This window comes from Lunatimonas sp. (assembly GCF_020832325.1).
Classification (GTDB): domain Bacteria; phylum Bacteroidota; class Bacteroidia; order Cytophagales; family Cyclobacteriaceae; genus Lunatimonas.
This window is the reverse complement of the sequence record NZ_JAFIEU010000006.1, coordinates 63,450-88,529: the sequence shown is the minus strand read 5'-3', so window position 1 is coordinate 88,529 and position 25,080 is coordinate 63,450. Positions and strand designations below refer to the sequence as shown.

Annotated in this window: 17 protein-coding genes; 7 read left to right on the top strand and 10 right to left on the bottom strand. The window is 47.7% G+C overall.

Annotation, left to right across the window (positions count from 1 at the left end; translation table 11 throughout):
- Positions 1-91: 91 nt before the first annotated feature.
- Genes JJU34_RS01465 through JJU34_RS01440 form a run of 6 tightly spaced genes read right to left on the bottom strand, consistent with a single transcriptional unit; the run spans position 92 to position 7,829 of the window.
- Positions 92-1,429 carry an oligosaccharide flippase family protein gene (locus JJU34_RS01465; protein WP_228690537.1) on the bottom strand — a complete coding sequence of 446 codons (1,338 nt, stop codon included), beginning with the start codon at positions 1,427-1,429 and terminating at the stop codon, positions 92-94.
- On the bottom strand, positions 1,426-2,565 hold the full coding sequence (locus JJU34_RS01460) for a glycosyltransferase family 1 protein (RefSeq protein WP_228690536.1): 1,140 nt from the start codon (positions 2,563-2,565) through the stop codon (positions 1,426-1,428). Before JJU34_RS01460 ends, JJU34_RS01465 begins: the two co-directional genes overlap by 4 nt.
- Complete coding sequence (locus JJU34_RS01455; RefSeq protein WP_228690535.1) at positions 2,562-3,479, bottom strand: glycosyltransferase family 2 protein; 918 nt, start codon at positions 3,477-3,479, stop codon at positions 2,562-2,564. The genes JJU34_RS01460 and JJU34_RS01455 overlap by 4 nt, the downstream gene beginning before the upstream one ends.
- Positions 3,445-4,908 (bottom strand): O-antigen ligase family protein, encoded by a 1,464-nt coding sequence (locus JJU34_RS01450; protein ID WP_228690534.1) that lies wholly within the window; start codon positions 4,906-4,908, stop codon positions 3,445-3,447. Before JJU34_RS01450 ends, JJU34_RS01455 begins: the two co-directional genes overlap by 35 nt.
- Positions 4,909-4,920: 12 nt before the next feature.
- Entirely contained in the window at positions 4,921-7,062 is a 2,142-nt protein-coding gene (locus JJU34_RS01445; protein WP_228690533.1) for a lipopolysaccharide biosynthesis protein, read from the bottom strand.
- Positions 7,063-7,064: 2 nt separating this feature from the next.
- On the bottom strand, positions 7,065-7,829 hold the full coding sequence (locus JJU34_RS01440) for a TolC family protein (RefSeq protein ID WP_228690532.1): 765 nt from the start codon (positions 7,827-7,829) through the stop codon (positions 7,065-7,067).
- 152 nt (positions 7,830-7,981) lie between these two features.
- Between JJU34_RS01440 and JJU34_RS01435 the strand changes: the two genes are divergently transcribed.
- Together JJU34_RS01435 and JJU34_RS01430 are read left to right on the top strand one after the other, a co-directional pair.
- Complete coding sequence (locus tag JJU34_RS01435; protein WP_228690531.1) at positions 7,982-8,611, top strand: acyltransferase; 630 nt, start codon at positions 7,982-7,984, stop codon at positions 8,609-8,611.
- Between the two features lie 61 nt (positions 8,612-8,672).
- Positions 8,673-9,371, top strand: coding sequence for a LytTR family DNA-binding domain-containing protein (locus JJU34_RS01430; RefSeq protein ID WP_228690530.1), 699 nt, complete (start codon positions 8,673-8,675; stop codon positions 9,369-9,371).
- A 10-nt stretch (positions 9,372-9,381) separates the two neighbouring features.
- Here JJU34_RS01430 and JJU34_RS01425 read toward each other — a convergent pair whose 3' ends face one another.
- The gene (locus tag JJU34_RS01425) at positions 9,382-13,494 is read right to left on the bottom strand and encodes a response regulator (protein WP_228690529.1); all 4,113 of its coding nucleotides are present in this window, start codon (positions 13,492-13,494) and stop codon (positions 9,382-9,384) included.
- Positions 13,495-13,825: 331 nt separating this feature from the next.
- On the opposite strand from JJU34_RS01425, the gene JJU34_RS01420 reads away from it, so the two are divergent.
- Positions 13,826-15,004, top strand: a complete 1,179-nt coding sequence (locus JJU34_RS01420; protein ID WP_228690528.1) for a glycosyltransferase family 2 protein — start codon at positions 13,826-13,828, stop codon at positions 15,002-15,004.
- Positions 15,005-15,023: 19 nt separating this feature from the next.
- On the opposite strand, the gene hrpB is transcribed toward JJU34_RS01420, so the two are convergent.
- The 3 genes from hrpB to JJU34_RS01405 form a co-directional block, all read right to left on the bottom strand.
- Entirely contained in the window at positions 15,024-17,513 is a 2,490-nt protein-coding gene (gene hrpB, locus JJU34_RS01415) for an ATP-dependent helicase HrpB (protein WP_228690527.1), read from the bottom strand.
- Positions 17,514-17,685: 172 nt separating this feature from the next.
- Entirely contained in the window at positions 17,686-18,195 is a 510-nt protein-coding gene (locus tag JJU34_RS01410) for a DUF2911 domain-containing protein (RefSeq protein WP_228690526.1), read from the bottom strand.
- A 76-nt stretch (positions 18,196-18,271) separates the two neighbouring features.
- A complete protein-coding gene (locus JJU34_RS01405) occupies positions 18,272-19,417 on the bottom strand; it encodes a Gfo/Idh/MocA family oxidoreductase (protein WP_228690525.1) in 1,146 nt (381 codons plus the stop codon).
- Between the two features lie 289 nt (positions 19,418-19,706).
- Between JJU34_RS01405 and JJU34_RS01400 the strand changes: the two genes are divergently transcribed.
- From JJU34_RS01400 to JJU34_RS01385, 4 genes are all read left to right on the top strand, one after another.
- Complete coding sequence (locus tag JJU34_RS01400; RefSeq protein ID WP_228690524.1) at positions 19,707-20,657, top strand: SMP-30/gluconolactonase/LRE family protein; 951 nt, start codon at positions 19,707-19,709, stop codon at positions 20,655-20,657.
- Between the two features lie 8 nt (positions 20,658-20,665).
- Complete coding sequence (locus JJU34_RS01395; RefSeq protein ID WP_228690523.1) at positions 20,666-21,931, top strand: mandelate racemase/muconate lactonizing enzyme family protein; 1,266 nt, start codon at positions 20,666-20,668, stop codon at positions 21,929-21,931.
- 17 nt (positions 21,932-21,948) lie between these two features.
- On the top strand, positions 21,949-23,403 hold the full coding sequence (locus tag JJU34_RS01390; RefSeq protein ID WP_228690522.1) for an arylsulfatase: 1,455 nt from the start codon (positions 21,949-21,951) through the stop codon (positions 23,401-23,403).
- A 101-nt stretch (positions 23,404-23,504) separates the two neighbouring features.
- Entirely contained in the window at positions 23,505-25,079 is a 1,575-nt protein-coding gene (locus tag JJU34_RS01385) for a sulfatase (RefSeq protein WP_228690521.1), read from the top strand.
- Position 25,080: the final 1 nt, after the last annotated feature.

The window sequence follows — 25,080 nt, the reverse complement described above, 5'->3', positions numbered from 1 at the left end:
TCAGATGGATAAATGTACTATGCAACTTCGTCAATCGCAACTATGCGAAGGATGGATTGATAGATTAGTGGCTATTTTCAGCTAAATCCAACTACTTGCCTTTTCTCTTTAACTTTGATAAGATCAATCCAAGCAGCTCGGGGTAGTACCTAATGCCCGCAAGAAGTGCCCGACCTAACCGGATAGGAAGGAACCTTGCGAGGATAAATTGCTTGATCACCGCGGTGATACCCACGGCCAATACGAGGCCATAGGCCGCCCCCATCAATCCGAAGCGCTGAATGAACACATAGCTCAATGCGGCCCCATATACAAAGGTTCCAAATACCATGATCATGTTAAAGAAAGGCTTACCGATGGCATCTAGAAACACGCCTGCCTGCCTATCCAAAGGTTTAATGAGTGCAATCAGCGCAACGATGCGTAGAAATGGCGCGGCATCCAAGTATTCCTCCCCGGCTATAAACAAAATAATATATTCGGCAAATAGCAGGTTGATAACCCAAAAGGGTAGGGTGATGCTTAACATCATGCCCAGTGTTTTCTCGTAAATAGCAGCTACCTCTTTTATTTTTCCTTTGTCGTATGCTTCAGACGCCTTGGGGTAGGAGATGGATGCTATGGAATTAACCGGGATTTCCACCATGTTCATCACCCTTCCGGCGGTATTGGCCAATGCCACCTGAACGGGTGACAGCAGGGCTCCGAGTAGAAATTTGTCCAGGCTGTTTGTCAGCATGGAGATTAGATTGGTCCCAAAGACGTATTTTCCAAAATGGAAGATCTGAATAGCCCATTCCCTGTGCCAACCCCATATCACGCGAAAATGGGCCTTGACCTGATATGCCGACATGAGCGTAGCCATAGCGAAGGTTAAATTTTGTATCCAGGCCAATCGGGATAGCGTCAGTGCATCGGGATTCCAAAAAAAATAGAGAATGAACAGAAATAGCGGCAAACTCTTGCTGACTCCTGCAAAAAAGTACGCTTTAAAATCGTAGGTAGCCTGCATCAGCACCAAATTGTGGGTATGCAGCACCAATACCGGTAATATTGCGGTAAAAATCTTTAGTATTTCTGCTAACCCAGGAGCATTGAATAGGGATTCCGCACGATCGGCAAAGATCCAAAGCAATGCGATGAAAATACCCGTCAGCAAAGCATTCAGCCACAGCGCGGCCCCCTGAATCTTGGCCCGGTTGGTTGCGTCCTGATTTACCAGAAACTTGATCAGTCCATTTTGCAGGAATCCGTTTCTGGCCATGTCCACGATAGCCGTGATGGTGATCAGCAGTACCCATACTCCGAAGTCGTTGGGAGATAATATCCGAACCAGCAGCATAAATCCGACGAATCCCAAAACAAAATCGATCCCTCGGTGCATCATCGTATAAAATCCGGAACTCAGCCAGTACGTTCTATCGCTCATGGCCTCATTCGGGTTGCCTGTTCATACATGCCCCATACTTTTTTCGCGCCTACTGCGTAACTGAAAAGTGGCGGTCTTTGAAAGCCTTTTTCAGCTAGTTCCTTTCGGAGGGTTTCGTTATCCAGTAAGCTTGCCATCGCTTGGGCCAGTTCTTCCGGGTTAAACGGGTCGACTAAAAGAGCAGAATCTCCGGCTATTTCAGGCATGGAAGAGGTATTCGAGGTGATCACTGCGCACCCACATGCCATTGCCTCTAAGATAGGTAGTCCGAAGCTTTCACGAAGGGATGGGTACAGAAAAAAAAGGGCTTTGGCGTAGATAGCGGGCAGGTCTTGATTGGGGATGTACCCGGTTAGGTGGATCTTTGGGCGAAGCGTGGCGCCTCCGATTTTGTCCAGTAATGCCGTGAGTTCCGACTCCCCAAAGTCCGGCATCACCAGCGGTAGGGGCAGCTTGCCGGATTTTTCCAGCAGGAGGAGTGCTTTGAGAACACCGATCAGGTTTTTTTTAGGGTCGGTATTGCCCAAGAAAAGCATAAACCGATCGGGAAGCCCGTATTCAAGTCGTTTTACTTCTTGGATCTCTTCCGAGACCGGTTGGAAATGGGGGCTTACACCATTGTGGACCACCCGAATCTTGTCGTAGGGAATCTGTGAGAAATGCTCCTGTATCCGTTTTTGCTCAAAGGCCGACACAGTGAAAACAAAGGACGCACGCGGTACTACCCGGGGTACGTTCCACCGCCTGTACAAATTGCCCAGACGTTGATACCAGGTGCCAGACTTTAGGCTGATTTTTTCCAAGTAAATGATGTCGTGCAGGGTTAATACCAGAGGCGTTTTGCCCCAGATGGGCGCAGTGTTACTGGTACAGTGCAATACATCCAACTGATATTTTTTCGCAGCCCTTGGAAGGTGCCATTGTTCCCAAATGGGGTAGGGACTCTCTTTTAGCTGTATGATGCGGAAATTAGCAGTTTCTTGTATACAGGAATTGTCTTCTACCTGGTTGACGAAGATGAAGTAATCGTTTGTCTGGTCAATTTCCTGCAAATGCCGAATCAGTTCCACTGCCACCATGTCCATGCCGTGCCGTTTCTTTCGGAAAATACGCTGCGCTTCGATGCCTATCCTCATTTTCTCAGCGGTTTAAGTTCTGGGTTATCGTGCAGATTTTTGATTGTAAAGCTGTTAAAAAAGCCTCTTAGGTAGGCCTTTGCGTGGGACGTTTCGCCTTTGAACAAGTAAAAGAGAACGTTTTTGGGGACTGCTATTAGGAAATAATAAATCATGGTGATGGCAAATATCGGCCACTCAATATTCCTGCGGAGAAATACCCAGCGGTTTCTACTCATATAATAGGTTTTCAGCAATGATTTTTTTCCCACGCTCATCGATTCTTTGTGAAGAATGACCGAGGCGGGTTCATACCAAATTTCGAAGCCCGCCTTTTTGATCCGCTCGCAGTAATCCAGCTCTTCGTAGTATAGAAAATATAGCTCAGCCATCATTCCCACTTCCTCTACCACCGATCGGGGAATAAACATGGCTGCCCCATGGGCCAGTGCAGTTACCCTTGCCTGATCATACTGTCCTGCGTCTCTCTCCATATAACCTATAGCGGTTCCTCTCCCTGTTAGCTTGCTGATGGGCGTGTACCCGGCATATTGGATAATGTCGGGTTCGTCGTAGTAGCGTATTTTGGGACAGACCAATCCTACCTTGGTGTCGGACTGGGCTCGCTTCAGCAAGGCATCAATGCTATCAGGAAGAATTTCCGTATCGTTGTTGATAAGGTAAAAGTATTCGCCTTTTGCTATCTCCATTCCGCGGTTATTTCCGCCTGCAAAGCCTTCATTTACAGGATTTGGCACTAGAATTACCTCGGGATATGCTTCCAAAATGGGCGATGGATCTTCCTTCGAAGCATTGTCTACGACTATGTATTCCAGATTTGGATAATTTATTTTCCGGAATGACTGTAACATGCCCAACGTATGTTCCAGTCCATTGTAGTTAATGGTGATGATGGAGACGAGCGGTTGCTTCATGAGTGTGGGTGATTTTTGGTTTTTCTAGGATTTCGTTGTCTAAGTCTACGGCGAGGAAGAAGTAGGCCCATGACATGTAAATAATGATTCCCGTAGGCATTTGGCCGAGAATTGGGTTTCCATAGCTGGCGACTAATATGCCGAAATTTCCAGCAAAAAGAGCGAGGAGTTTCTGCCGAAGGCGTGGGTCTTTTACTTTCCAGATTTTCAGCAGTCCTATGAGGGAAATATATGCCAGAATAAATAGGTGCAGTGATAGCCCGATTATGCCCATTTCTGCCCAGATTTTTACGTACCAACTGTCGTTGGGGGTTTCGGCCAAAAAGGTGCCGGGACTGAAGCGCTGTCCCCAAGAACCGGAAGTGCCAATTCCCCCGCCGAACGGTCGGGTGGCAAGGTACATTTTAAACCGTTCCTGATTGAGTTTTCTAACCGTCAGGGAGGCGTCCTGCGGATCTAATGCGGACCGCATGCGGCGTATTTGGTAGTTTTGATTGCCGATATTGCTGAATTTCAAGAAGAAAAATAATGCTCCCAAGACTAGGATACCCGTTCCCATAGTGGTAAAGTTCTTTGACGCAAAAAGATACGCCATTGCTCCAGCAATCGGTACAAACAGCGCTCCCCGGGTCCCGGAAATCACCAACAGGTAAAAAAACAACAACGCCATTACGCCCAAGGTGATTCGGGTCTTGGTGGGAAATGGCCCTACAGCCAAAATAGCGGCCATAAGCCCGGCATGGCCGATTCCAGCCCCGAATTGCCCGGCATCCGAAAAGAAGGAAAAGACCCGGAGGTTGCCAAAGAGGATGTGGGTGGTCCTTGGCCCGGTATTCAACCACCGCTCCTCGGCCGCATCCACACCAAAGATATATTGACGGAGACCCCAGATGGATGCGAGTAAGGAAAACGAGAATATCAGTTTAAAAAAACGATCAAGGTCCTTGTTGGTTCGCGCATAGAGTAGGGTGATAGGTATCGTCAGCACCATGTAGAGGGCAGTGCCACGGACGGCGTAAAACCATGCGGCGGTACTTCGGGCTTCCGGATTGGCAATCTGGGCTATATTGTACAGCAGCCAAATACCGGTCACCACCATCAATCCATTTTCCAATTTATTGAAGTCCGTCTTGAGGTTGGTATGAAAGGCTGCGGCAACAATGGAGAGGATAAGCGCAAAATCCACCGTCAGTCCCAAAGGAAGGGAGGGCAAGTATCTAATAACGCCTATGGCCATAAAGGCACAACCAATCGTAAAGTATAGTGCATTTCGGGGATGTTGTAGCACCCAATAAAAAAAGACTACGGCTATTGGTATTGCAAAAAGAGCAGCGATACCCAGTATATTCAGGTAGGTCACCATTACCAACGCCGTCAGGATCGTAGCTGCAATCAATAAAAAAACCTTGATTTTCCCCTGGTTCTCCATCGGTAAGTGCGGTTAGGAAACCATCCTTTTCACCCATCGTCTGAGTTTACTTCTCTTTTTCGGGATCTCGCCATTTAGGTCCTCGACCTCCTGGACTCCCAGGTTGTTCATCCAGATTAGATGGGGCACCGAAACCGACCCGGAGATGCTTTGCAGTGCGATTTGCTTGGACTCTGGCCAAGCCTGTGCAGCGTCCAAAACTAATACGCACACATCGGACTGGTTGATGAGGGAATAGTTTGCGTGGCATGCGGTGAGATTGGGCAGTTCCAAGATAAAATAATCTGTCTGGCAGGTCGACAGTCGCGTGTTCCACGCAGGGTTTTTTTCTTCCATCAGGTCCACCGATGGATCGTAGGTTTGGCAATTCACCTTATGTCCGGATTTATTGGCGTGGGGGGCAAAATAGGTCACGGTGTTTTGTTGGGCAAGTAGCTTTTCGATTAAGATTTCGATGAGAAAGCTTTTTCCACTTTCCTTTGTGAGGCTATAAAGGAGAATGAAATGGGGTTTGCTGTCATGAGAGAGGTATCGGTTGAGATTGTTACCTAACTGCGTGATCAACTGATAGCGCATTTCGTCTTTGAATACGGCCTTGGAAATCTTTTTTTCGTTGATCCATCCGCCACCTACCGGCAAACCGGTCAATTTCTCCGCTTGTTTGGCTGATTTGATCGTGGGGTCGATAAAAAACAGCAGGATCACCAAGGAAACGGTGAAAAACCCACTGCCAAACATGCCGCCTACTACGAGAAACAACTTTTTGGATGCCAGAGGTTTTTTAGGGAAGAATGGTTCGTCTATGAGCTTTTGGGGTGATGTCATCTCCAAATCATATTTTTTGAGGTAGGCCATGTTTAGGCCATGGAGGATGGACAGGTACTGATTTTCGTTTACGCTAACTTCCCGTTCCAATCGCTTCAGTTCGGCACCCAAAGGAGCGAATTCATCGATTTTGTCCTGTAGGTATTGCTTGCGTTCTTGCATGACTTCAATGGCTTGCACCTGTTCTTCGTAGGTGAGTTTCAGCTTCAGCCACTCATCCAGTGCTTCTCTTCGCTGTAGTCCCTCCAGGGAAATACTGTTGTTAAAAAGGAGGTTGGACATATCCTCGATTTTCTTGTGCAGCTGCTCAATTTCAGCGGTGATTTGCTTTCGGTATTCGTCTCCGTTTCGGGTAAGTTGTCCGCCTTCTAAAGCAAGTTGCTTTGCCACGATTTCTTTTTGCACCTCACTGATTTCGGTAATCAACGCCTGTCGTTTGTCAAAACCTTCAAATAGCGACTCGATCTTGGAAAGGTTGGAAAGTGTACCGGAAAGAATACGTTTGGAGCGCTCTTCGTCCTGTTCGTGTTCCAGTTTTGCGATGTCTAGGTATTTTCCCTGCTCGTAGTAGTTGAGTATGCGGTTTTCCGTCATAAACTCTTTCAACTCACCCTCAGCATTTCGCAGTTTTAGTTGAGCGAGTTGAAGTTGCTCCTCAAAATATCGGATGGAATTGATGTTCTCAGCTTCTTTGATGCCGGAGTAGCGCTCCATAAACGCCTCGGTGATAAATTTCAATGTGTAGTAGCAGTTTGCGGCATTACTGGAGCGAAAGGTAACTTCCATCATGTCAGAGGACGCTTTCCGTGCCACGAACAATTCCTCGATGATTTTGGGTACACTGTAGGTGGGATGTTCCCGGAGAAGGTACTCAATAGGCGATTTGGGGTTTGCCTCTAAGTGTTCGATCACCCTGCGATGTGTTCGGTCCAGGTCATTTGGGACTACGAGTTTATTTCTCAAATCCTCGTCAATATGGGCTTTTAGTTCCTCAAAGCTTTCCTCATGGAGTATTTCTGGATCAGGTTTATCTTGGATCAGGTGCAATGAAAGCAATCTGAGGGATGCTTGGGTGACAGTCTCCCGAGACCTTAATAGGAGCGTTAGATTATCAAATAAGTTGTTGGAGGTGTAAAAATCCATGCGGATAGCTCCACCGTCATTGACCCCGCGGTCCGTGGTAGGGTTGGTAAAAACGATTGCGGAGCTTTCAAAACGCATTGGTAAATTCTGGGCAAGGTAAAATACCCCAATACCAACAGCGATGGGCACCAGAAGGATCAGCCAAAAATTTCTCAGCAAAAGCCGGATGAGTTGCTTTAAAGTCATAACTACCTAAGAATTTCAATAACCGGGATACCGATCAAGACCTCCAATTTCTGAATGGATCGCATAAAATTCATTCGGGCACTTTCGTACTCCGATTGGGCGATGGCATATATTTCCGCATTTCTCACATACGCTGTGCCATCAATAGCTCCGTTGGCATACTCCAGTTCTAGCTGCATCAAGTTGCTTTTTGCTTTTTGCTGCATGTCGTAACGAATATTCATCATCCGTTGGGAGGAGATCACCATGTTATACTCTTCTATCACTTGATTGGTGATGGTAAGCTCCATTTCTTTGGTTTTAAAGTATGTAGCCTGTAGCTCGTGTTCCTGTAACTTGATCCGATCCCTTCGGGTATAAATTTCGGAAAGGGGGATGCTAAGGTTGGCTCCTGCGCGGTAGCCGTTGGCAATGTTGGATAGATCTCCTCCTTGTGGTCCCGTCGCAATGATTGCTTGGTTGCCATATCCATAGTCTACATATCCACGGATAAGCGAGGACCATGATTTTTTGGCAAGCCGTACCCTGGCTTCCGCCGATCCAATGAGCTCTTCGTTTAGTTTAACCGTGGGATGGTTGATCAATGCAAGGTCTATCAAAGAATCCAACGGTGGGAGCTGGTCTTCGATTCTCTTATTTAGGTCAAAATAGCCAATCTCTCGCGAATCATCCTGCGCTGAAAGATGGTGAGTAATCAGTAGCGCAATTGTAGCCATGGTGACTTTCAAAAAAAGTGAACTTGACACCCGCAAAGCTCCCAAGTTCATTTTTATATGTGTTAAAATCATTATTTGTAGTATATAATTAAAATCATGCCCGATCACTAACATCCGGGTTTAAAATTAATCTGTTTTATATTATTCCTTTTTTTGAATTTAATATTTCTCGTTCTATATTCAAATGAAGGATCATTTAAAATATGCTGAAAGATAAAATAAAAGAAAAGGTTACGGAAAAAAGTCTGGAGTTATTTGACCGTCCATTTCGAAATAATCTGGAGCGTCTAACGACGTATTGGCATGTGTTCCCTGTGTTATTTACTGCGTTTTGGCGACTTGTAAATGCTAGGATGCGCTTGAGAAAATGCGAGCTAGGACGTTTGGTTGCTTTGAGAGGAACCCCCCGGGTGGAGGGCAGCGGCACAATCAGGATCCACGACCGTGTGCGAATTTGGTCGCACATGGGAGTGACTCAATTATATGCAGGGAAACGTGCCCTGCTGGAGATTGGTGAAAACACCTTCGTAAATACAGCGACCATTCTTTCCGCGAGTAAACTCATACGCATAGGAGCCAATGTGCAAATTGCCAATCAGGTGATTATCATGGACGGCGACTTTCATAAAGTGGGTGCTAGCCGTGAACCAGGAAAAAGTGAAGGCATTGTCATAGAGGACGATGTGTGGATAGCCACCAGGGCCATGGTGCTCAAAGGCGTAAAGATTGGAAGAGGCGCTACAGTGGCTGCTGGATCTGTGGTGACAAAAGACGTACCTGCTTACACACTCGTAGGAGGTGTTCCTGCAAAACAAATTAGAAAATTACAGTAATCATATCTCAAAAAAAATCTGCTATTTTCTCTATTTTTCACCTATAAAACCAACTAAATTGATGTTGAATTGTATTGTAATTGACGACGATCCGGCCGCCATCGAGGTGTTGACCTACTATATTTCCAAAACCAAGGACATTCTATTGAAAGCCTCATTTACCGATGCGATCGAAGGCTTAAACTACTTAAAAGAAAATAAAGCCCAAATCGACCTGATATTCCTGGATATTGAGCTTCCGGAGATGAATGGGTTTGAGTTGCTGAAACATAGTCAATACACCGGTTCACTTATCATCATTTCTGCCAATCATCAAAATGCTATTTCTGCGTTTGAAACCAATGCTTGTTTTTACCTGCCGAAGCCGTTTGGTTACGACCATTTTCTCCGAGGCGTAGAGAAATGCAAAGAAACAGCCATGAAGGTAGACCCAGATGCTTATTCGGGGGATTTTATCTTTGTGAAAGACGATCGTATATTCAAAAAAGTATTATTCTCCGATATCCATTATTGCGAGGGAAAAGGTGATTACATCAACATCAAATGTTCCAATCAGTCCTTCGTCATTAAATCCACCATTTCAAATTTTTTGGAAAAGCTTAATGGCCATGCCGAATTTATTCAGGTGCACCGCTCTTGGGTTATCAATTTACAGTTTTTGACAGATTTTGACAATGACACTGCGGTAGTTTCCGGAAAGATAGTTCCTATCGGGGCCAAGTATCGTGACCAACTTAAGAATAGTGTGAAATTTTTATAGGGAATAGGAGTTACTCCTTTTCCATTAAAAACTCTTCGATCAATTTCCGCACGATCTTTTCCTCACGCGCAAAAGCCGAAAGCACCTCATCAGCACCGGAAAGGCTTTCTTCCATGCCCTCAAATTTTAAACTAATGGATAACATCTCGTCCAAGCCGGCAGTCAGCGCAGATCCTTTTAGCTTGTGCCCCTCAGACCTGACCTGAATCACGTCCTTACGGGAAATAGCCTGGGTGAGTTTTTGCTGTGACAACTGTATCTCCTGAAGTGTCAGGCGCAATACTTCTCGGATTAAGGTTGGGTTGTCACCCATGTATTCCTGTAGTTTTTCGATGTTGAAGTGATTTTTTGATCCGGCAGAGGCGGGATTCTCCGAAGGGCTTTCGGCATTCGAAGAAGTCTTGCCCAAACCAGCCTCCTCCGGAAGCCATTTTTCAAATACGCCCCGAATGCTGGCCTCTACGATGGGCTTGGGAATGAAATCAACCATCCCAATATCCAAGCAATGTTCCCGTTCGCCTTTCACGTTTCCGGCAGTTACAGCTACTATTGGGATATGCAGCAAACCTGCATGGGTCCGTATTTCTTGCGTAGCCTCGTGACCACTCATTTCGGGCATTTGAATATCCATCAAGATGATGTCTGGCAATACTTCAATTGCCAACTCAACCGCCTCCCGGCCATTTTTAGCTTCAATGATCTCTGCATTAGGAGAAATTTTCTTCACGATCGTTTTGGCCAAAAACATGTTGATGGTGTTGTCCTCCGCTATCAGGACCTTGAAGGTTCTTACCATCGTCAAATCACCTTCCACCAATTGTACATTGGTGTTGACTCGATTTTTTGGATTAATCTTTCCAAGCGTTTTGACCAAATCGGCCAATTTGATGGGCTTTGCCAACTTGCCAGAGACATGAAGTTTTTTGCAGGCATCGTGAATAAATTCATCATCGGCCGAACTGTGAAGCAAAAGAATGGGTAACTCCGAAACCGGCTCTGGAAAGCTTTCCCGGATTTTTTTGATAGTCTCGAGTCCATCCATGTAGGGCATATTGTAATCCATCAACACCACGTCAAATTCAGGAAAAGCCTCCAGTTTTTCCAATGCTTCGTACCCATTTTGCGCCTCGGTCACCTGGATATTTTTACTTGTAAGGAGCTCTTTGACTATCAATCGATTGTTCACGTTATCGTCCACCACCAGGGCATTCTCTAAAAATGAGAGATCCTCCCAGTCGATCTTGTGGCCAGCTTCCGTATCTAGGTGGAGGTCAAAGAAGAACGTACTTCCCTTGCCCATTTCGCTGTGCAGGTTTAGTTCCGTTCCCATCATCTTGAGTAGCTTGTTGGATATCGTCAATCCCAATCCGGTGCCACCGTATTTTTTGGTGGTAGAATTGTCCTCCTGTGAAAAGGCATCAAAAATTTTTAACTGCTTGTCTTTGCTGATACCTATACCCGTGTCTCTTACCTCAAACCTCAAAATAAACTTCCTAGGTCCGGTCTGTCCGACTTTATAGATCTTAAGTTCGATTTCGCCTTGTTCCGTAAACTTCACTGCATTGCCTAACAGGTTAATCAGGATTTGCTTCAGACGGATTTCGTCTACAAATATGTACCGAGGGAGGTCTAGGGATAGGTTTAGCAGCATTTCTACCCCCTTATTTTGGGCTTGGAACGATATCACATCAGTAGCCTGTCCAGCCAAATCGTAGATGTCTGCCTTGCTCACATCCAACTCCAGTTTGCCAGCCTCTATCTTTGAGAAATCAAGGATATCGTTGATGATGTTTAGCAGGGTATTAGCCGATTGATTGACTATATTCACGTACTGCATTTGGGAGTCGCTCATATCAGACTTACTGAGCAAGTCTGTGAATCCAATGATCCCGTTTAGCGGTGTGCGGATTTCATGGCTCATGTTTGCCAGAAACTCAGACTTGGCCACGCTAGCTTTTTCCGCCAATTCTTTTGAGTTTCTGAGCCTTTCTTCCAAATTCTTTCGGGCGATAGCATTGCCGATCGAGTTTGCAAAACTTTTGAGCAAAGAAAGTTCGGCATCAGACCAGGTTCGGTCAAACTTGCATTCATCGTATCCGATAAAACCCCAAAACTCCTCCCCGTTAAAAATGGGGATGGTGAGAACGGATCGTATCAGTTGGGACTCCAGCAATTGCCTGGTTCCGTTGTTTTCCGGCAGGTCCGAAATAATCGCAGAGAAAGAGAGCCCCTCCTGCATGGGTTCGAAAAAATCACTAAAAAATGCGATTGGCACATTTTGTAATTCCGGGTTGTTGATCATAGGCGGAGCGTCTGTCGAACTCCACTCGAAGCGTTGTGAGGTGATTTGTTGGCCCTCTTCGTTTAGCCCATTTTCAAAAAAATAAGTTCGGTCCACATTGACCGCTTTTCCAATGATTTCTAAAGAGTTGGCAATGGCTTCGTACAAGTTGGCATTGGAAAGTAGCTCATCGGTAGCAGTAGAAATAGCCTGTAGCATTTGTTCTTTTTGCTGGATGATTTCTACGCTTTTTACCTGATCATCGATGTCCTGTATTGTGCCGTAGAGGTAGTTAATTTCTCCTTCCTCTACGTTTGCTTCCCCTATGATCCTTACCCATATTTCTTTTCCATCTGCGGTGATCAATTTCAGCCTTTCATCCCAAGGCTTGCCATGGGACTTGGCAAGTTCAATGATTTCCTGCATGCGGTCCCTGTCCCGCCCTTCTTTGAAAAAGAGCATGGCTTTTTCCAATTCGGGTATGTATCCTTCGTCCACCCCATGGATGTTTTTGGTGATCTCGGTCCAGTTGAGGTCACCCTTTGTTAGATCGTATTTCCATCCTCCCACTCGCGCCATCATGTGCGTTTGGGTAAGCAGTTCCTTCGCGTTTTGAATACTTCTTTCCAGGCGGAGACGCTCAGTTACATCGATTGAGTTTCCTATCACGTAGTTTGTTCCCAAGATGTCCTCTTCCAGCGTATTGCTGTAGAGCCAGACCTTGTAGGTTCCATTGGCCAGTCGGGTAGTCATTAGCCCCTTGGCGATTCCTTGTTCGTGGATTTCTTCGAAGTACCGGTCGATCTCCGGGTGATACTTGGACGGTATAATGTCCCAAAGGGTTTTGTTTAACAGTTCCTCCACGGTATATCCTAGTAGTCGAGCTCCCAGGTTGTTGATACTTAGAAATTTTCCATTGAGGTCGTGGGTTAGCATCAAACCCTGGCTATTTTCGAAAAATGAACGGAATTTGTTTTCGCTCAACTTCAGTTTTTCTTCTTTTTCACGTTCCGCCGTAATGTCCCGGCCGATTGCAAAAATCCATTTGTTTACTGTATCGGAAGCACCAGTCCAAGAAAATATTTTGTAATCTCCTCCTTTTGTTTTCAGACGGTGGCTAAAATGGAGGGCAGGATTGCCGGAAATGAGCGACCTTATTTGGTTTTCCGTGAGAGATACATCCTCTGGATGAACCAAATCTTCCAAAGATTTTTCAAAGAGTTCCGTCTCGCTGTAGCCCAAAAGGTTTTTGAAGGCCTGATTTACCCGCGAAAACTTGCCGTCAAACCGGATTACACAAATAAGGTCTTGGGATAACTCCAGAGCCTTGCTCATCAGTTTTTCGTCAAAAATCCGGTTTTTTTCTATAATTACGTCAAACACCTGTTCAGACAATAACTTCATGGTTTCAAGCTGAGCGGCGGATGTTTTTTTTTGGGAATGGTCCGCAATGGCAAATACTCCCAATACCTCACCTTCTTCCTGAATGATAGGAACCCCTGCCCAAAAGCCAGGGATATCACCTTGAATCAAAAAATCACCTGCAGGAACATCGGCTTCCTCGTGGATATTTTCCAGGATACGCAATTCCTGAAGCCCTCTGTGAAACTCCTTGAAGTGGCCTCCAAGGTGGATTTCTCCGGCTTCTACACCTGCACAGGATTTAAACCAAATCTCAGATTTTTCAAAAAAAGCGATGTAGCCGTAGGAACAATCCATGCTTTTTAATCCAATCTTGAGCAGCCTATCCAATGAGGCATTTTTCACACCCCTTCCCAAATAATAGTTTCTTGAGCCCTTCAATGTTCTCTTACCTCCTTGGCTATGACCAAAATCATTCATCTATCAAAGTTGCTTAACCTGTGCTATAAAAGTGACAAAACTTTACAAGCTATAAAAATAAAAGGAAAAATGTATTTATTGCCCAATATGCCAATCAATTTTCTGCGAAAGAAAAAGTAGATCAAAATAATTTCTAATTTTACCGAACTGGCATAAGAGGAGCCACTTTTTCTTGGATTGACAGCATAAATCGAACCGTGAAAGGCGGTAGGCGTGACGCACCCGTCGCACAGTTGGATAGTTATTCAACAAGTGATGTGTCTTCCGACCTTCGGTATTGTATCGTCTGACCATTAAAAAACAATTATAAACAGGTGAATGTAGTTAGTTGATGGAAATTTTGTTTTGGATCAGCATCTTTATTGTGTTTTACGCCTTTCTCGGTTATGGGATTCTCCTGTACGTGATGGTGCGGCTAAAGCGCCTATTTCGTGGAAAAATAGAGGCTGGAGAAGGCCAAACTAGCTTCTATCCGGACGTTAGCCTAGTGGTTCCCTGTTACAACGAAGCGGATATTATCCGGGAAAAAGCCCTCAATTGCCTGGCATTGGATTATAACCCCGATAAGCTGAGGATTTTTTTTATCACAGACGGTTCCACCGATAACTTTGGGGAGGTACTTGCTGAATTTCCTGCAATCACCCTGCTGCACGAAGACCGCCGTGCGGGTAAGACAGCAGCAGAAAATCGAGCAATGACAGTAGTTGCTACTCCATTTGTCATTTTTTCCGATGCCAACACGCTGCTGAATAAGGATGCGATCAAAAATATCGTACGGCATTTCCGCGACCCAAAGGTGGGCTGTGTTTCAGGCGAAAAGCGGGTTTATACTGCCGAGAGTGATACGGCAAGTGCCGCTGGTGAAGGGATATATTGGAAATACGAATCATTTCTCAAAAAACTCGACTCAGATCTGTATAGTGCGGTGGGTGCTGCAGGTGAGCTGGTGGCGTTCCGCTCCAATCTGTATGAAGTCCTGCCGGAGGATACCATTTTGGATGATTTCATGCAATCGCTGCTCATAGCCTCTAAAGGCTATAAGATCGTGTATGAACCGGATGCCTATGCGATGGAAACGGGGTCTGCCTCGGTGGATGAAGAACTCAAGCGCAAAGTCCGGATCAGTGCAGGAGGCTGGCAGTCGATGCACCGCCTATTGGATAAGATTACTCCCTTCAAACAACCCACCCTGTTCTTTCAGTACCTCTCGCACCGGGTGCTTCGTTGGACCGTGACCCCGTTTTTATTGATTTTGGTGTTCTTTGTAAATTTTGTACTTTGGGATTCCGGTTGGGTGTATCAGGCGATCTTCGTGGCCCAGATACTGTTCTATACCGCAGCCATGATGGGGTATATGCTGGAAAACAGGCAGATCCGCTTGAAGATTCTGTTCGTGCCCTATTATTTTTGTGTGATGAATTACGCAGTGATCGCCGGCCTGATCCGTTTCTTAAAAGGTGGGCAGAAGGGCGCTTGGGAGAAGGCCAAGCGCAAAGAGCTGCGAACTTGACGGATTCAAGATGTGTGAGTTACACTGATCCTTTTCGTCTCACCCCTCGAACCGCTTCGGCTTGTAAGGGGTCTTCCGGCCAATAGTGCTTAGGGTACCTCCTGCGCAATTCCTTTCGGACCTCGTGATAGGCATGGTCCCAGAAGCTTTTGAGGTCTGAGGTGACCTGCACCGGTTTGTAGCCCGGAGAAAGCAGATGTACGACTACCGGCACGGTGCCACCGTTAATCCTGGGTGTTTCCATAAGCCCGAAGAGTTCCTGTAGTCTCACCGGTAGCATCGGAGGCTCGCCATCGTCCCGGTACACCAGTTTTATGTTTGACCCGCTAGGCACCTGAATGGCATCAGGAGCCAAATCCTGCATCTGCACTGCCAAGTCGTATGGAATGCTATGCCGCAGCACATCGAGTAAATTGATTTTTTTGAGGTCTGCTTTCGTCTTTACGCTTGTCAGATACGGGGATAGCCAATCTGCACAGGTCGCCAATAGGTGTTCAGTGTGTACATCTGGAAAGGAATCCTCTGGGTTCCAGGTCTTCAGGCTTAGGATGCGGTTTTGCCATTGGATGACCTCGGGAGTGAAGTCCAATAACTCCCGCCCTTCCCGCTGTATGGCGGATAAAATGGCCTCGTGTATCCGTTCCTGGTTAGGGTTTGAGAGCGGGGAGGTATGCAGGACCAGTTGCCCCAGTCGCCACTCTTCTTGACAGACCAATCCTCCTTTTTCCGAGTCCCATACGATTTTTTCGTACACCTTCACCATGGGCTTCAAATCGGTTGGGTCCAGTTGGGCAGCGAGGAAAACCTTTCCAGTCCGGTCCCGGTCATCTAAGTGCGCGATGGCTATCCACGCGGCATGGGCCAAGTCGTCTTGGCGATTGATAGCAGCCAATTTACCGTTTGAAAGCATAAACTGGGCACCGTTTCCAGGCCTGGCAGAGGCGATTCGTTCCGGATAGGCGTGCGCCAATAGCAACCCCGTTCCGTAATGATCGTACTTTCCGGATTCGGCCGGTATCCCTAGAATCTTCCGGTATACATCGGCCACTTTTTCGATTTTTTCCAGTTTTTTATGATGAAAGGGCTTGGCCCGGTACCTTCTTAGCAGGTCTATCCGTAGGTTGATGTCCACGCCGGCCTGTTCTTCCAAGGGATCTTTTTCTTCGAGGATAGCGGCAATATCGGTAGCGAGGCAGGGATCACCGATTGTTTTTCCCATAAGTAGCATGTGGGCAATTCTCGGATGGCAGGGCAGTTGGTACATATCCTCTCCATGAGGGGTGATCTTTTGCCGCTCCAAGGCCCCCAGATCTTCCAACAACTTAGCGGCCTGCACCAATGAACCTGTCGGGGGTGGGGTAACCCAAGTAAGCCTTTTGGGGTCCGTATTGCCCCATTTTGACAGCTCCAACACGAGGGGACAGAGGTCTGCCTCGAGGATCTCCGGCGTACGAAAAGCTGGACGTGCTAGCTGGGAGGCTTTGCTCCAAATCCGGTAGCAGGTGCCTGGGGAAAGCCTGCCAGCTCGGCCCGCCCGTTGATCGGCAGCATCCAGTGTCACGGGAAGGGTGACCAGCTTGGTCATCCCCGTTTTGGGGTCAAATTTTGCGCTTCGCGCATAGCCGGCATCTACCACTACGTGTATGCCCTCTATGGTCAAACTGGTTTCGGCAATGGCTGTGGACAGTACAATCTTCCGTCTGCCCTGTCGGTCGGGTTGAAGGGCAGCCTGTTGCCGGTGGTGCGGCAGGTTTCCGTAGAGCAGCTGGATTACTGCCTCTGTTTTTAACGATTTGAGCAGTTCAGCGGTCTTCTTGATTTCACCTTGCCCGGGCAAAAACACCAGTATATCTCCCTGGCTTTCGGCAAGGGCCCTCCTCACGGCCTGAGCGCAGCCCTCGGCAATCACCCGTACATCGCAATCGCCCAGGTAATGGGTGGTAACCGGATACAGTTTGCCCTCACTCTTTACTACCGGTGCATGTAGCAGTTCAGCCAGGGGTTCGGTGTCCAAGGTAGCCGACATGATAAGAATTTTAAGGTCCGGCCTCAATACTTCCTGAATTTCCCGGCAAAGGGCCAGTCCCAAGTCAGAGTGGAGGTTTCTTTCGTGAAATTCGTCAAAAATTACGAGGCCCACCTCCTCTAGCGCATTATCCCGCTGCATCATGCGGGTAAGGATGCCCTCCGTAATTACCTCCAGTTTGGTCCTTGCAGATACGCGGTGGTCAAAGCGGATCCGGTATCCTACTTCCTCTCCAACCTTTTGTCCAAGCATTTCTGCCATTCGAAAGGCGATACTACTAGCAGCGATCCGCCTGGGTTCAAGCAGGATCGTTTTTTTATCCCTTAGCCAAGGTTCTCCCATCAGGGCCAATGGGAGGAGGGTGCTTTTCCCTGCCCCCGGTGGCGCGTGCACGATCACCGTGGAATGATGGGTGAATAGAGCCTTTACGTCGGGGACGACTTCTCCTACAGGAAGATTTTTTAGGTAATGATCCAACGGCATAATCCGAAATTTATAGATAACACCTGTCAAAACAAAAAGGGTATCTTGAAGTGACAGACCATCTATACTGACACACAGGTATTTACTGACACACAGGTATTTTTATTTGTGCGGGTAAAAAAAAAAGCTGCCCTTTACCGGGCAGCTTCTCAAGGATGGTATATCAAACCGATTACTCGATCTTTACTTTGGCTCTACCGTATTCCCACTTTACCTCCATACCATCTGCCTGGATCTCATAAGTGAGATTTTCAGTTAGGGTGGAGGTTTGTCCAGAGGCCACATTTACCCGTAGGGCATCCTGACTCTGATCGTACTGAGTACCCCATTGGCCGGTCTGCTTGTTGAAAATAAACGTGCTGCTTCCTTCATTTGGAATGATGAAGAAACTGTACTTACCAGCAGGCAGTTCCTGACCTTGTACTTTGATGGCTTTGGAAGTTTCAAAAATGGTGGCTTCGTTTGCCCCCGCTCTCCATACTTTTCCTAAGGGCACAAGATCTCCAAAAATCGTTCTTCCTTTGACGGCAGGACTGCCGTAATTTACGGTAATGTTGGCACCGTTAATAGTACCTTCAGCTTTTTTTGGAGGGCTTGCCCGTTCTTGGCAGAAAGACATAAATACCACCGTTAGCATGAGCAGGGAGGATATCCCAATCGATTTCAGCGTAATTGTTTTCATGTGATTATAATTGGTTTTGTTGAGTTTGAGAGAATACCTAACAGAAACGCATTTTAACGCCTGTAGGTTTGGAAAATTAGATTTTTACCCAAGCTTGTTTACGATGACTTTCAATGATCCGCTCACAGATCAATAGCTCTCGGTATCCGTCTTCGAAGGTCGGGAAGGTCGGATTTTCGGGTTGTTTGCCTGCTTCGATGGCCGCGTAGACCTCTTTAAACATTTGCTTGGAGGTATCGGGGAATCCTTCGTTGTGCCCTCCGGGGAAGCTGATAAGCTTGGCGGCCTCGGGGGAAAATAGCGAAGGATCCTTCATCAAATGATGGTTGGCGGTCTCGCGCTTTCCGACCCAAAGCTCATTGGGCCGCTCAGAGCACCATTCAAAGTTGGACTTGGATCCGGCTATCTCAATGTTTAGCCTGTTCTTACGCCCTGCATTCACCTGGCTTACGGTTACCGAACCTTTGTTGCCGTTATCAAAGCGTAGCATCACCGTGGCATGATCTTCGGTATTAATGGGAACCTCTTCGTAGTCGGAGGCTTGCAGCATTTTCCCACTATAGGTTTCTATGGCTTTTAGAGGCTTTAGACGGGTCTTGTGTACAGTAGAAAAATCCGCCATCACTTCGGTCACCTTCAGCCCAGTCACATACTCGGTCAAGTCCAGTAGGTGGGAACCGATATCTGCGATGGCCCGGGAATCACCGGATTTGTCTGGTTCCAGTCTCCAGTTGTAATCAGTCTGCAAAAACAACCAATCCTGTAGGTATGATCCCATGATGGAGTATACATCGCCCAAGTCGCCAGACTCCCGCATGGTCTTCATTTGACGTACCATGGGATAATAGCGTAAGTTGAAATGAACGGCATTGACCAGTCCGGTTTTTTTTGCCAGCGCGACAAGTTCTTCCGCCTCTTCGATTTTGGTAGCCAAAGGTTTTTCACAGACCACATGTTTGCCCGCTTCCAATACAGCTTTGGACTGGGCGTAGTGCAGGAAATTGGGCGTACAGATGTGCACGGCTTGGATTTCCCCGTCTTTTAGCATGTCTTCGAAGAGCATAGCCTTTTCGATGCCAAGAAGTTTGGCCTTTTGTTCGGCCAGTTCCTGCGAAACCTCGCAAAGGGTACTTACTTCGATATTTGGGATGCGACGGAGCGCTTCGATGTGGGCAGGTCCGATAAATCCGGTACCTACTACAGCTACTTTGATTTTTTCCATAGGGTATACTGTCGTAATAAGATGAAAATATAAGGCCTAAAGATAGCCCCAAGTTTTTATTTTTCATCTGTCTAGTACTGATTTTTACCGGTGCCATGGCTGCCTATCCGCCTCTGAAGGAGTCAATGTCAATTGCAAAAACCAGATCCTAGTCATTCCCAAGGAGCAGATTATTTTTTGGTATACGAGTTCAGCGATGGTTGATTTCCATGGCGATCTGCTGAAATTGTGCAAAAAATTGTGCTACTTTATACCCTCTATTACCCAAATGAACTTCTAAATCGATCGGATGATGAACCCTAAAAATTTCCTACTGCTGCTATCAGTGATCATTTTCAGCTTTTCCATGGGCCTAATAGATGCCCCTGCCCAATCTGTGGTCAAACTGAATCCAGCCATGGATCGTATCGTAGACGAACACGTGCAGGTAGAAAAACTGGCCGGAGGCTTTGCCTTTACAGAAGGACCTGTTTGGAGTGCCACTGAGGGCTACTTACTCTTTAGCGATATACCTGCCAATACCGTCAATAAGTGGACTCCGGATGGGAAGGTAACTCCCTATCGCCAGCCGAGCAACAACGCAAATGGACTTACCTACGACAGGTCCGGAAACCTGCTCCTTGCGGAGCATAGTGGTCGAAAAGTTGGAATTTTAAGCCCTGACGGAAGCTATGCTTCGCTGGTGGATAGCTATCAGGGGACTCGGTTCAACAGTCCAAACGACGTTATCGTGGACCGTAAAGGAGCGGTTTATTTTACAGATCCTCCCTATGGACTGGACAAGGCAGCAAGCGATACTTTGGGGTTTAACGGGATTTATAGGTATGAAAAAGGCAAGCTGACCCTCCTCGCCAATGACCTGTATAGACCCAATGGTCTTGCCCTTTCGCCAGATGAAAGGGTATTGTACGTCGCAAATTCTGACAGACCTAAAAAGTACATGAAATACGCCATTGCCAAAAATGGAAAAGTCGGCAAAGGCCAACTTTTCTTTGATGCCTCAACATTGGAAGGAGCGGGTTCCCCCGATGGGATCAAGGTGGATGTGGAAGGAAATGTCTATGCCACTGGGCCGGGCGGTGTACTGGTTATCAGCCCGCAGGGCAAGCACCTAGGTACGATTCGCTTTCCAGAGGTGCCCGCAAACCTAGCTTTTGGAGGTGCAGATAGGAAGACCCTGTATGTTACTGCCAGAACCGGCCTATATGCGGTTCAAGTAAAAATCCCAGGCAATAACTAAGGACGGCGATGGAATCAAGTAGACGGAAATTTATCCGAAATGCGGCCTTGGCAGGTATAGCAGGTACAGGCATTCGTTCCAGCCAAGTGCTGGGCGCAACCCCTCAACCGAAGTCGGATTTTGCTGATTTGGATAAATTACTGGCCGAGCCGGTTCTGGATATGTCTCCATTCACCCGACCTATTGTTGTGAAGAGCATCGAATTGCTTCGGTTTGGCGATAACTTTCTATGCAGGGTTCGATCTACGGATGGGGCCGAGGGTGTCTCCGTGAGCAACAACTTGGTGATGACCCATTTGTATCCGATTTTTACGCGGAGAGTTCAGCCCTTCTTTATCGGAAAAGACCTGCGGGATTGGGAAAACCTGTTGGAAGAAGTGTATGTGTACGAGTCCAATTACAAAATGCAAAATTTGGCATTTTGGGTACCCTTGGCTACGCTGGAGTTTGCTGTATTGGACCTGATGGGGAAAATGGTAAACCGGTCCATTGGACAGTTGCTGGGCGAGATTCACCACCCGCGGATTGCCGTGTACCAAGCTAACAACTACCGGGGCAAATCGGCAGAGGAATCCATAGACCTGATCGAAAAGCACGTCAATGAGACCCAAGCGAAAGCACTGAAGTTCAAGGTAGGTGGTAGAATGAGCCATAACCGGGATTTTCCCCCGGGACGAACCGAAAAGCTGATCCCCTTGGTGCGGGAACGGTTTGGAGAAGACATGGTCATCTACGCGGATTCCAACGGCTCCTACACGACCGATGAGGCCATTCGGATCGGAAAGTTGATGGAGGAATACCGCTATGATTTTTACGAGGAGCCGGTGCCCTTTGATTGGTATCCCGAAACCCTGGAGGTCGCACAAGCGCTGATTATTCCCATTGCCGGTGGCGAGCAGGAGCCCAGCATGCGGAATTTCCGCTGGCTGATCGGTCACCGGGCGCTTCAAATCGTGCAGCCGGACATCTTCTATTTTGGGGGTATGATCCGGTCCATGAAAGTAGCCCGCATGGCTGCTGCCAGAGGCATGGAATGCACTCCCCATATTTCAGGGTCTGGTTTGGGATATTTGTACATGATGCATTTTGTGTCTGCGGTGCCCAATGCAGGTCCCTACCACGAGTTTAAGGGGTTTAATAAAGAAATCCCTTTAACCTGTGCCACCTCCTCACTTAGCAGTGAAAATGGCGTGGTCCAAGTGCCGTCCGGACCTGGCTTGGGCGTCGAAATTGATCCAGCATACATCCAAAAACACATCCTAGTAAACGCATAAAACCTACCTTCATGTTCATGTTAAAACCGTTAGTGTACACTCTATTCCCTGTATTTTTCTTATTGGTCTTTTCCTGTAGTCCACAGGAGGCGGAAACGACCGAAAGACCCCCAAATATTATCTACATCCTCGCCGATGACCTTGGCTATGGGGATCTGGGGTTTCTAGGTCAGGAGATCATTCAGACCCCTCACATTGACCGGCTCGCCAAAGAGGGACTGGTCTTTACCCAACATTATTCGGGATCCACGGTGTGTGCGCCTTCCCGTAGCACCTTGGTGTCCGGCCTACACACCGGTAGAGCGCCCGTGCGAGGAAATTACGAAATCCTACCAGAAGGGCAGTACCCGCTCCCTGACTCGGTCAAGACTATCTTTGAATTTATGAAGGATGCAGGCTATGCCACGGGAGCGTTTGGTAAATGGGGCCTCGGCTATCCACGCTCAGAAGGAGATCCCAACAATCAAGGAGTGGATGTCTTTTATGGGTACAACTGCCAACGCATGGGCCATAATTACTATCCCTTCCATCTGTGGCACAATCAGGACTCGGTGGTCTTTGCCGAGAATGCGGGAACAGACCTAGGTGTGTATGGACCCGAGGTGATTCACCGGGAGACGCTTCGATTTATCGAGGACCACCAGCATCAGCCCTTTTTCCTGTACGTGCCTACCATCATTCCCCACGCGGAGTTGATCGCTCCGGATGCCTATATGGAAAAGCACTTGGGCCGATTTGAAGAAAAACCCTGGAAAGGAGTAGACGAAGGTCCCACGTATAAAATGGGAGGTTACATGTCGCAGGAAAACCCTCGGGCAGCCTTTGTCGCCATGGTGGAAATGCTGGATGAGCAGGTGGGAGAGATCGTTTCCAAGCTGGAGGAACTGGGATTGAGAGAGAATACCCTGATCATTTTTACTTCCGACAACGGTCCCCATCGGGAGGGCGGTGCTGACCCCGATTTTTTTAACAGCAATGCCTCTTTTCGCGGATACAAACGGGATTTGTACGAGGGAGGAATCCGGGTGCCTATGGTCGCCAATTGGCCCGGAAAAATCAAGCCAGGGAAAACGGATCATATCTCCGCATTTTGGGATGTGTACCCCACCTTGGCCGAACTGACCGGAAGGCCGGTAGATCAGTCCTTGGATGGGATTTCTTTTCTACCCACACTCCTCGGAAGGCCGGAAGCGCAGGTACAGCACGATTATCTCTACTGGGAATTTATCGAACAGGGTGGAAAACAGGCCATCAGAAAGGGAGCTTGGAAAGCTATAAGACTTAACCTAAACCGCGATGAGAATCCGCCCATAGAACTGTATAACCTGGCAGAAGACTTGGGAGAGACCCAAAACCTCGCCGAGCAGCATCCCGAAATGGTCGCTGAAATGAAGCAATTGATGGAAAATAGCCGCATACCCAATCCAGTATTTAGACTTTACGTTTCCGAACTTAATACACCCGTTAGATGAAATCGAGCATGACGCAGCCGTCACACACTGGGATGCCCCGATAGCTATCGGGGTAACCATGCGAGATTCCATCAGACCTTTGAAAAACAAAAAATAAACACATGAAAATACATGTTCGACTGGCAGCTGTTTTGCTGCTTGGCGCCCTTTTTTCCTGTCAGAAAGAAGATCAACGCCCACCCAATATCTTATTTATTTTAGTAGACGACCTGGGTTACGCCGACCTGGGTTTTTCCGGAAGCCCATTTCACGACACTCCTCACTTGGACCAATTGGCAGGGGAAAGTTGGCAGTTTACCCACGGGTATTCGGGCAGCCGTGTTTGTAGCCCGGCTCGTGCTACGATCATGACCGGTCAATTTACTGCGCGTCACGGGATCACCGATTGGATAGGAGCGAAGACGGGAGAGAACTGGCGGGAACATAACCGTTTCGATCCCATGTTACCGGCTGATTATCAGCATGCCCTGGACCCTGCTCATACCACGCTGGCAGAGGCCTTCAAAGCACAGGGTTACCACACCTTTTATGCCGGTAAGTGGCATTTGGGCGATGAGGGATCTTATCCGGAGGATCACGGCTTTGACCGAAATGTGGCAGGTTGGGACAAGGGATCGCCGGTGGGTGGTTTTTTCTCCCCCTATCAAAACCCCAAGGTAGCCGATGGGCCGGCGGGCGAAAACCTGACCACGCGTCTAGCGCGGGAAGTGGCCGCTTATATGGAAGAACAGCGAGAACAGCCTTTTTTTGCGATGTTATCCTTTTATGCCGTGCATGCGCCCCTTCAGACTACGCAGGAAAAGTGGGCGAAATACCGGGAAAAAGCGCATCAATTAGGCGTAGCGCCGGAAGGCTTTGAGATGGGGGAGAAGCTGCCTTTCAGAAAGGTACAGGATAATCCGGTATATGCCGGATTGGTGGAGTCTGTGGACGATGCCGTGGGCATTGTGATTAATCAACTGAAAACACTGGGATTATACGACAACACCATCATCGTGTTTACCTCGGACAATGGAGGTGTAGTAGCTGGAGATGCCTTTGCTACGAGTAACCTGGTGGTAAAGGGCGGAAAAGGACAGCATTGGGAAGGGGGAACCCGTGTACCGTACCTCATCCGCACCCCGTACGCACAGCCAACAGCGACGATCACTTATCCCGTAACCGGAGCGGATTTCTTTCCTACCTTGTTGGACCTGGCAAACCAACCGCTCTTGCCTACGCAGCACTTGGACGGGGTCAGCTTGAAGCCGCTATTACAGGGCTACGAGTTGCCGGAACGTTCGCTTATCTGGCACTACCCGCACTATGGCAATCAAGGAGGAGTGCCTTCCAGTGTTATCCGTAAAGGACCCTGGAAACTGATTCACCACTGGGAGGACAACCATCAGGAGCTCTACCACGTGCTGGATGATCCCCTGGAAACCGAAAATAAAATCCAGCAGCATCCTGAAGTGCGTGCGACGCTGGGGACCGAACTCAACCATTTTCTGGAGCAAACCTATGCGAATCTACCCCAGCCGGACCCCATGTTTGACAAGGAGAAATACGACGCCAGGATAACGGACATGCGAACCAGGCTATTGCCTAACCTGGAAAAACAACGGATGGATTTTCTGGATCCTACTTGGCAGCCCAACCCAGATTGGTGGGGCAGTCAGCCCGTGACGGTGGACTGAA

Excerpts from the sequence above, each read along its gene's own strand:
- JJU34_RS01465 (WP_228690537.1), bottom strand. The coding sequence starts at position 1,429 with ATGAGCGATAGAACGTACTGGCTGAGTTCCGGATTTTATACGATGATG.
- JJU34_RS01460 (WP_228690536.1), bottom strand. The coding sequence starts at position 2,565 with ATGAGGATAGGCATCGAAGCGCAGCGTATTTTCCGAAAGAAACGGCAC.
- JJU34_RS01455 (WP_228690535.1), bottom strand. The coding sequence starts at position 3,479 with ATGAAGCAACCGCTCGTCTCCATCATCACCATTAACTACAATGGACTG.
- JJU34_RS01450 (WP_228690534.1), bottom strand. The coding sequence starts at position 4,908 with ATGGAGAACCAGGGGAAAATCAAGGTTTTTTTATTGATTGCAGCTACG.
- JJU34_RS01445 (WP_228690533.1), bottom strand. The coding sequence starts at position 7,062 with ATGACTTTAAAGCAACTCATCCGGCTTTTGCTGAGAAATTTTTGGCTG.
- JJU34_RS01440 (WP_228690532.1), bottom strand. The coding sequence starts at position 7,829 with ATGAACTTGGGAGCTTTGCGGGTGTCAAGTTCACTTTTTTTGAAAGTC.
- JJU34_RS01435 (WP_228690531.1), top strand. The coding sequence starts at position 7,982 with ATGCTGAAAGATAAAATAAAAGAAAAGGTTACGGAAAAAAGTCTGGAG.
- JJU34_RS01430 (WP_228690530.1), top strand. The coding sequence starts at position 8,673 with ATGTTGAATTGTATTGTAATTGACGACGATCCGGCCGCCATCGAGGTG.
- JJU34_RS01425 (WP_228690529.1), bottom strand. The coding sequence starts at position 13,494 with ATGAATGATTTTGGTCATAGCCAAGGAGGTAAGAGAACATTGAAGGGC.
- JJU34_RS01420 (WP_228690528.1), top strand. The coding sequence starts at position 13,826 with ATGGAAATTTTGTTTTGGATCAGCATCTTTATTGTGTTTTACGCCTTT.
- hrpB (WP_228690527.1), bottom strand. The coding sequence starts at position 17,513 with ATGCCGTTGGATCATTACCTAAAAAATCTTCCTGTAGGAGAAGTCGTC.
- JJU34_RS01410 (WP_228690526.1), bottom strand. The coding sequence starts at position 18,195 with ATGAAAACAATTACGCTGAAATCGATTGGGATATCCTCCCTGCTCATG.
- JJU34_RS01405 (WP_228690525.1), bottom strand. The coding sequence starts at position 19,417 with ATGGAAAAAATCAAAGTAGCTGTAGTAGGTACCGGATTTATCGGACCT.
- JJU34_RS01400 (WP_228690524.1), top strand. The coding sequence starts at position 19,707 with ATGATGAACCCTAAAAATTTCCTACTGCTGCTATCAGTGATCATTTTC.
- JJU34_RS01395 (WP_228690523.1), top strand. The coding sequence starts at position 20,666 with ATGGAATCAAGTAGACGGAAATTTATCCGAAATGCGGCCTTGGCAGGT.
- JJU34_RS01390 (WP_228690522.1), top strand. The coding sequence starts at position 21,949 with ATGTTAAAACCGTTAGTGTACACTCTATTCCCTGTATTTTTCTTATTG.
- JJU34_RS01385 (WP_228690521.1), top strand. The coding sequence starts at position 23,505 with ATGAAAATACATGTTCGACTGGCAGCTGTTTTGCTGCTTGGCGCCCTT.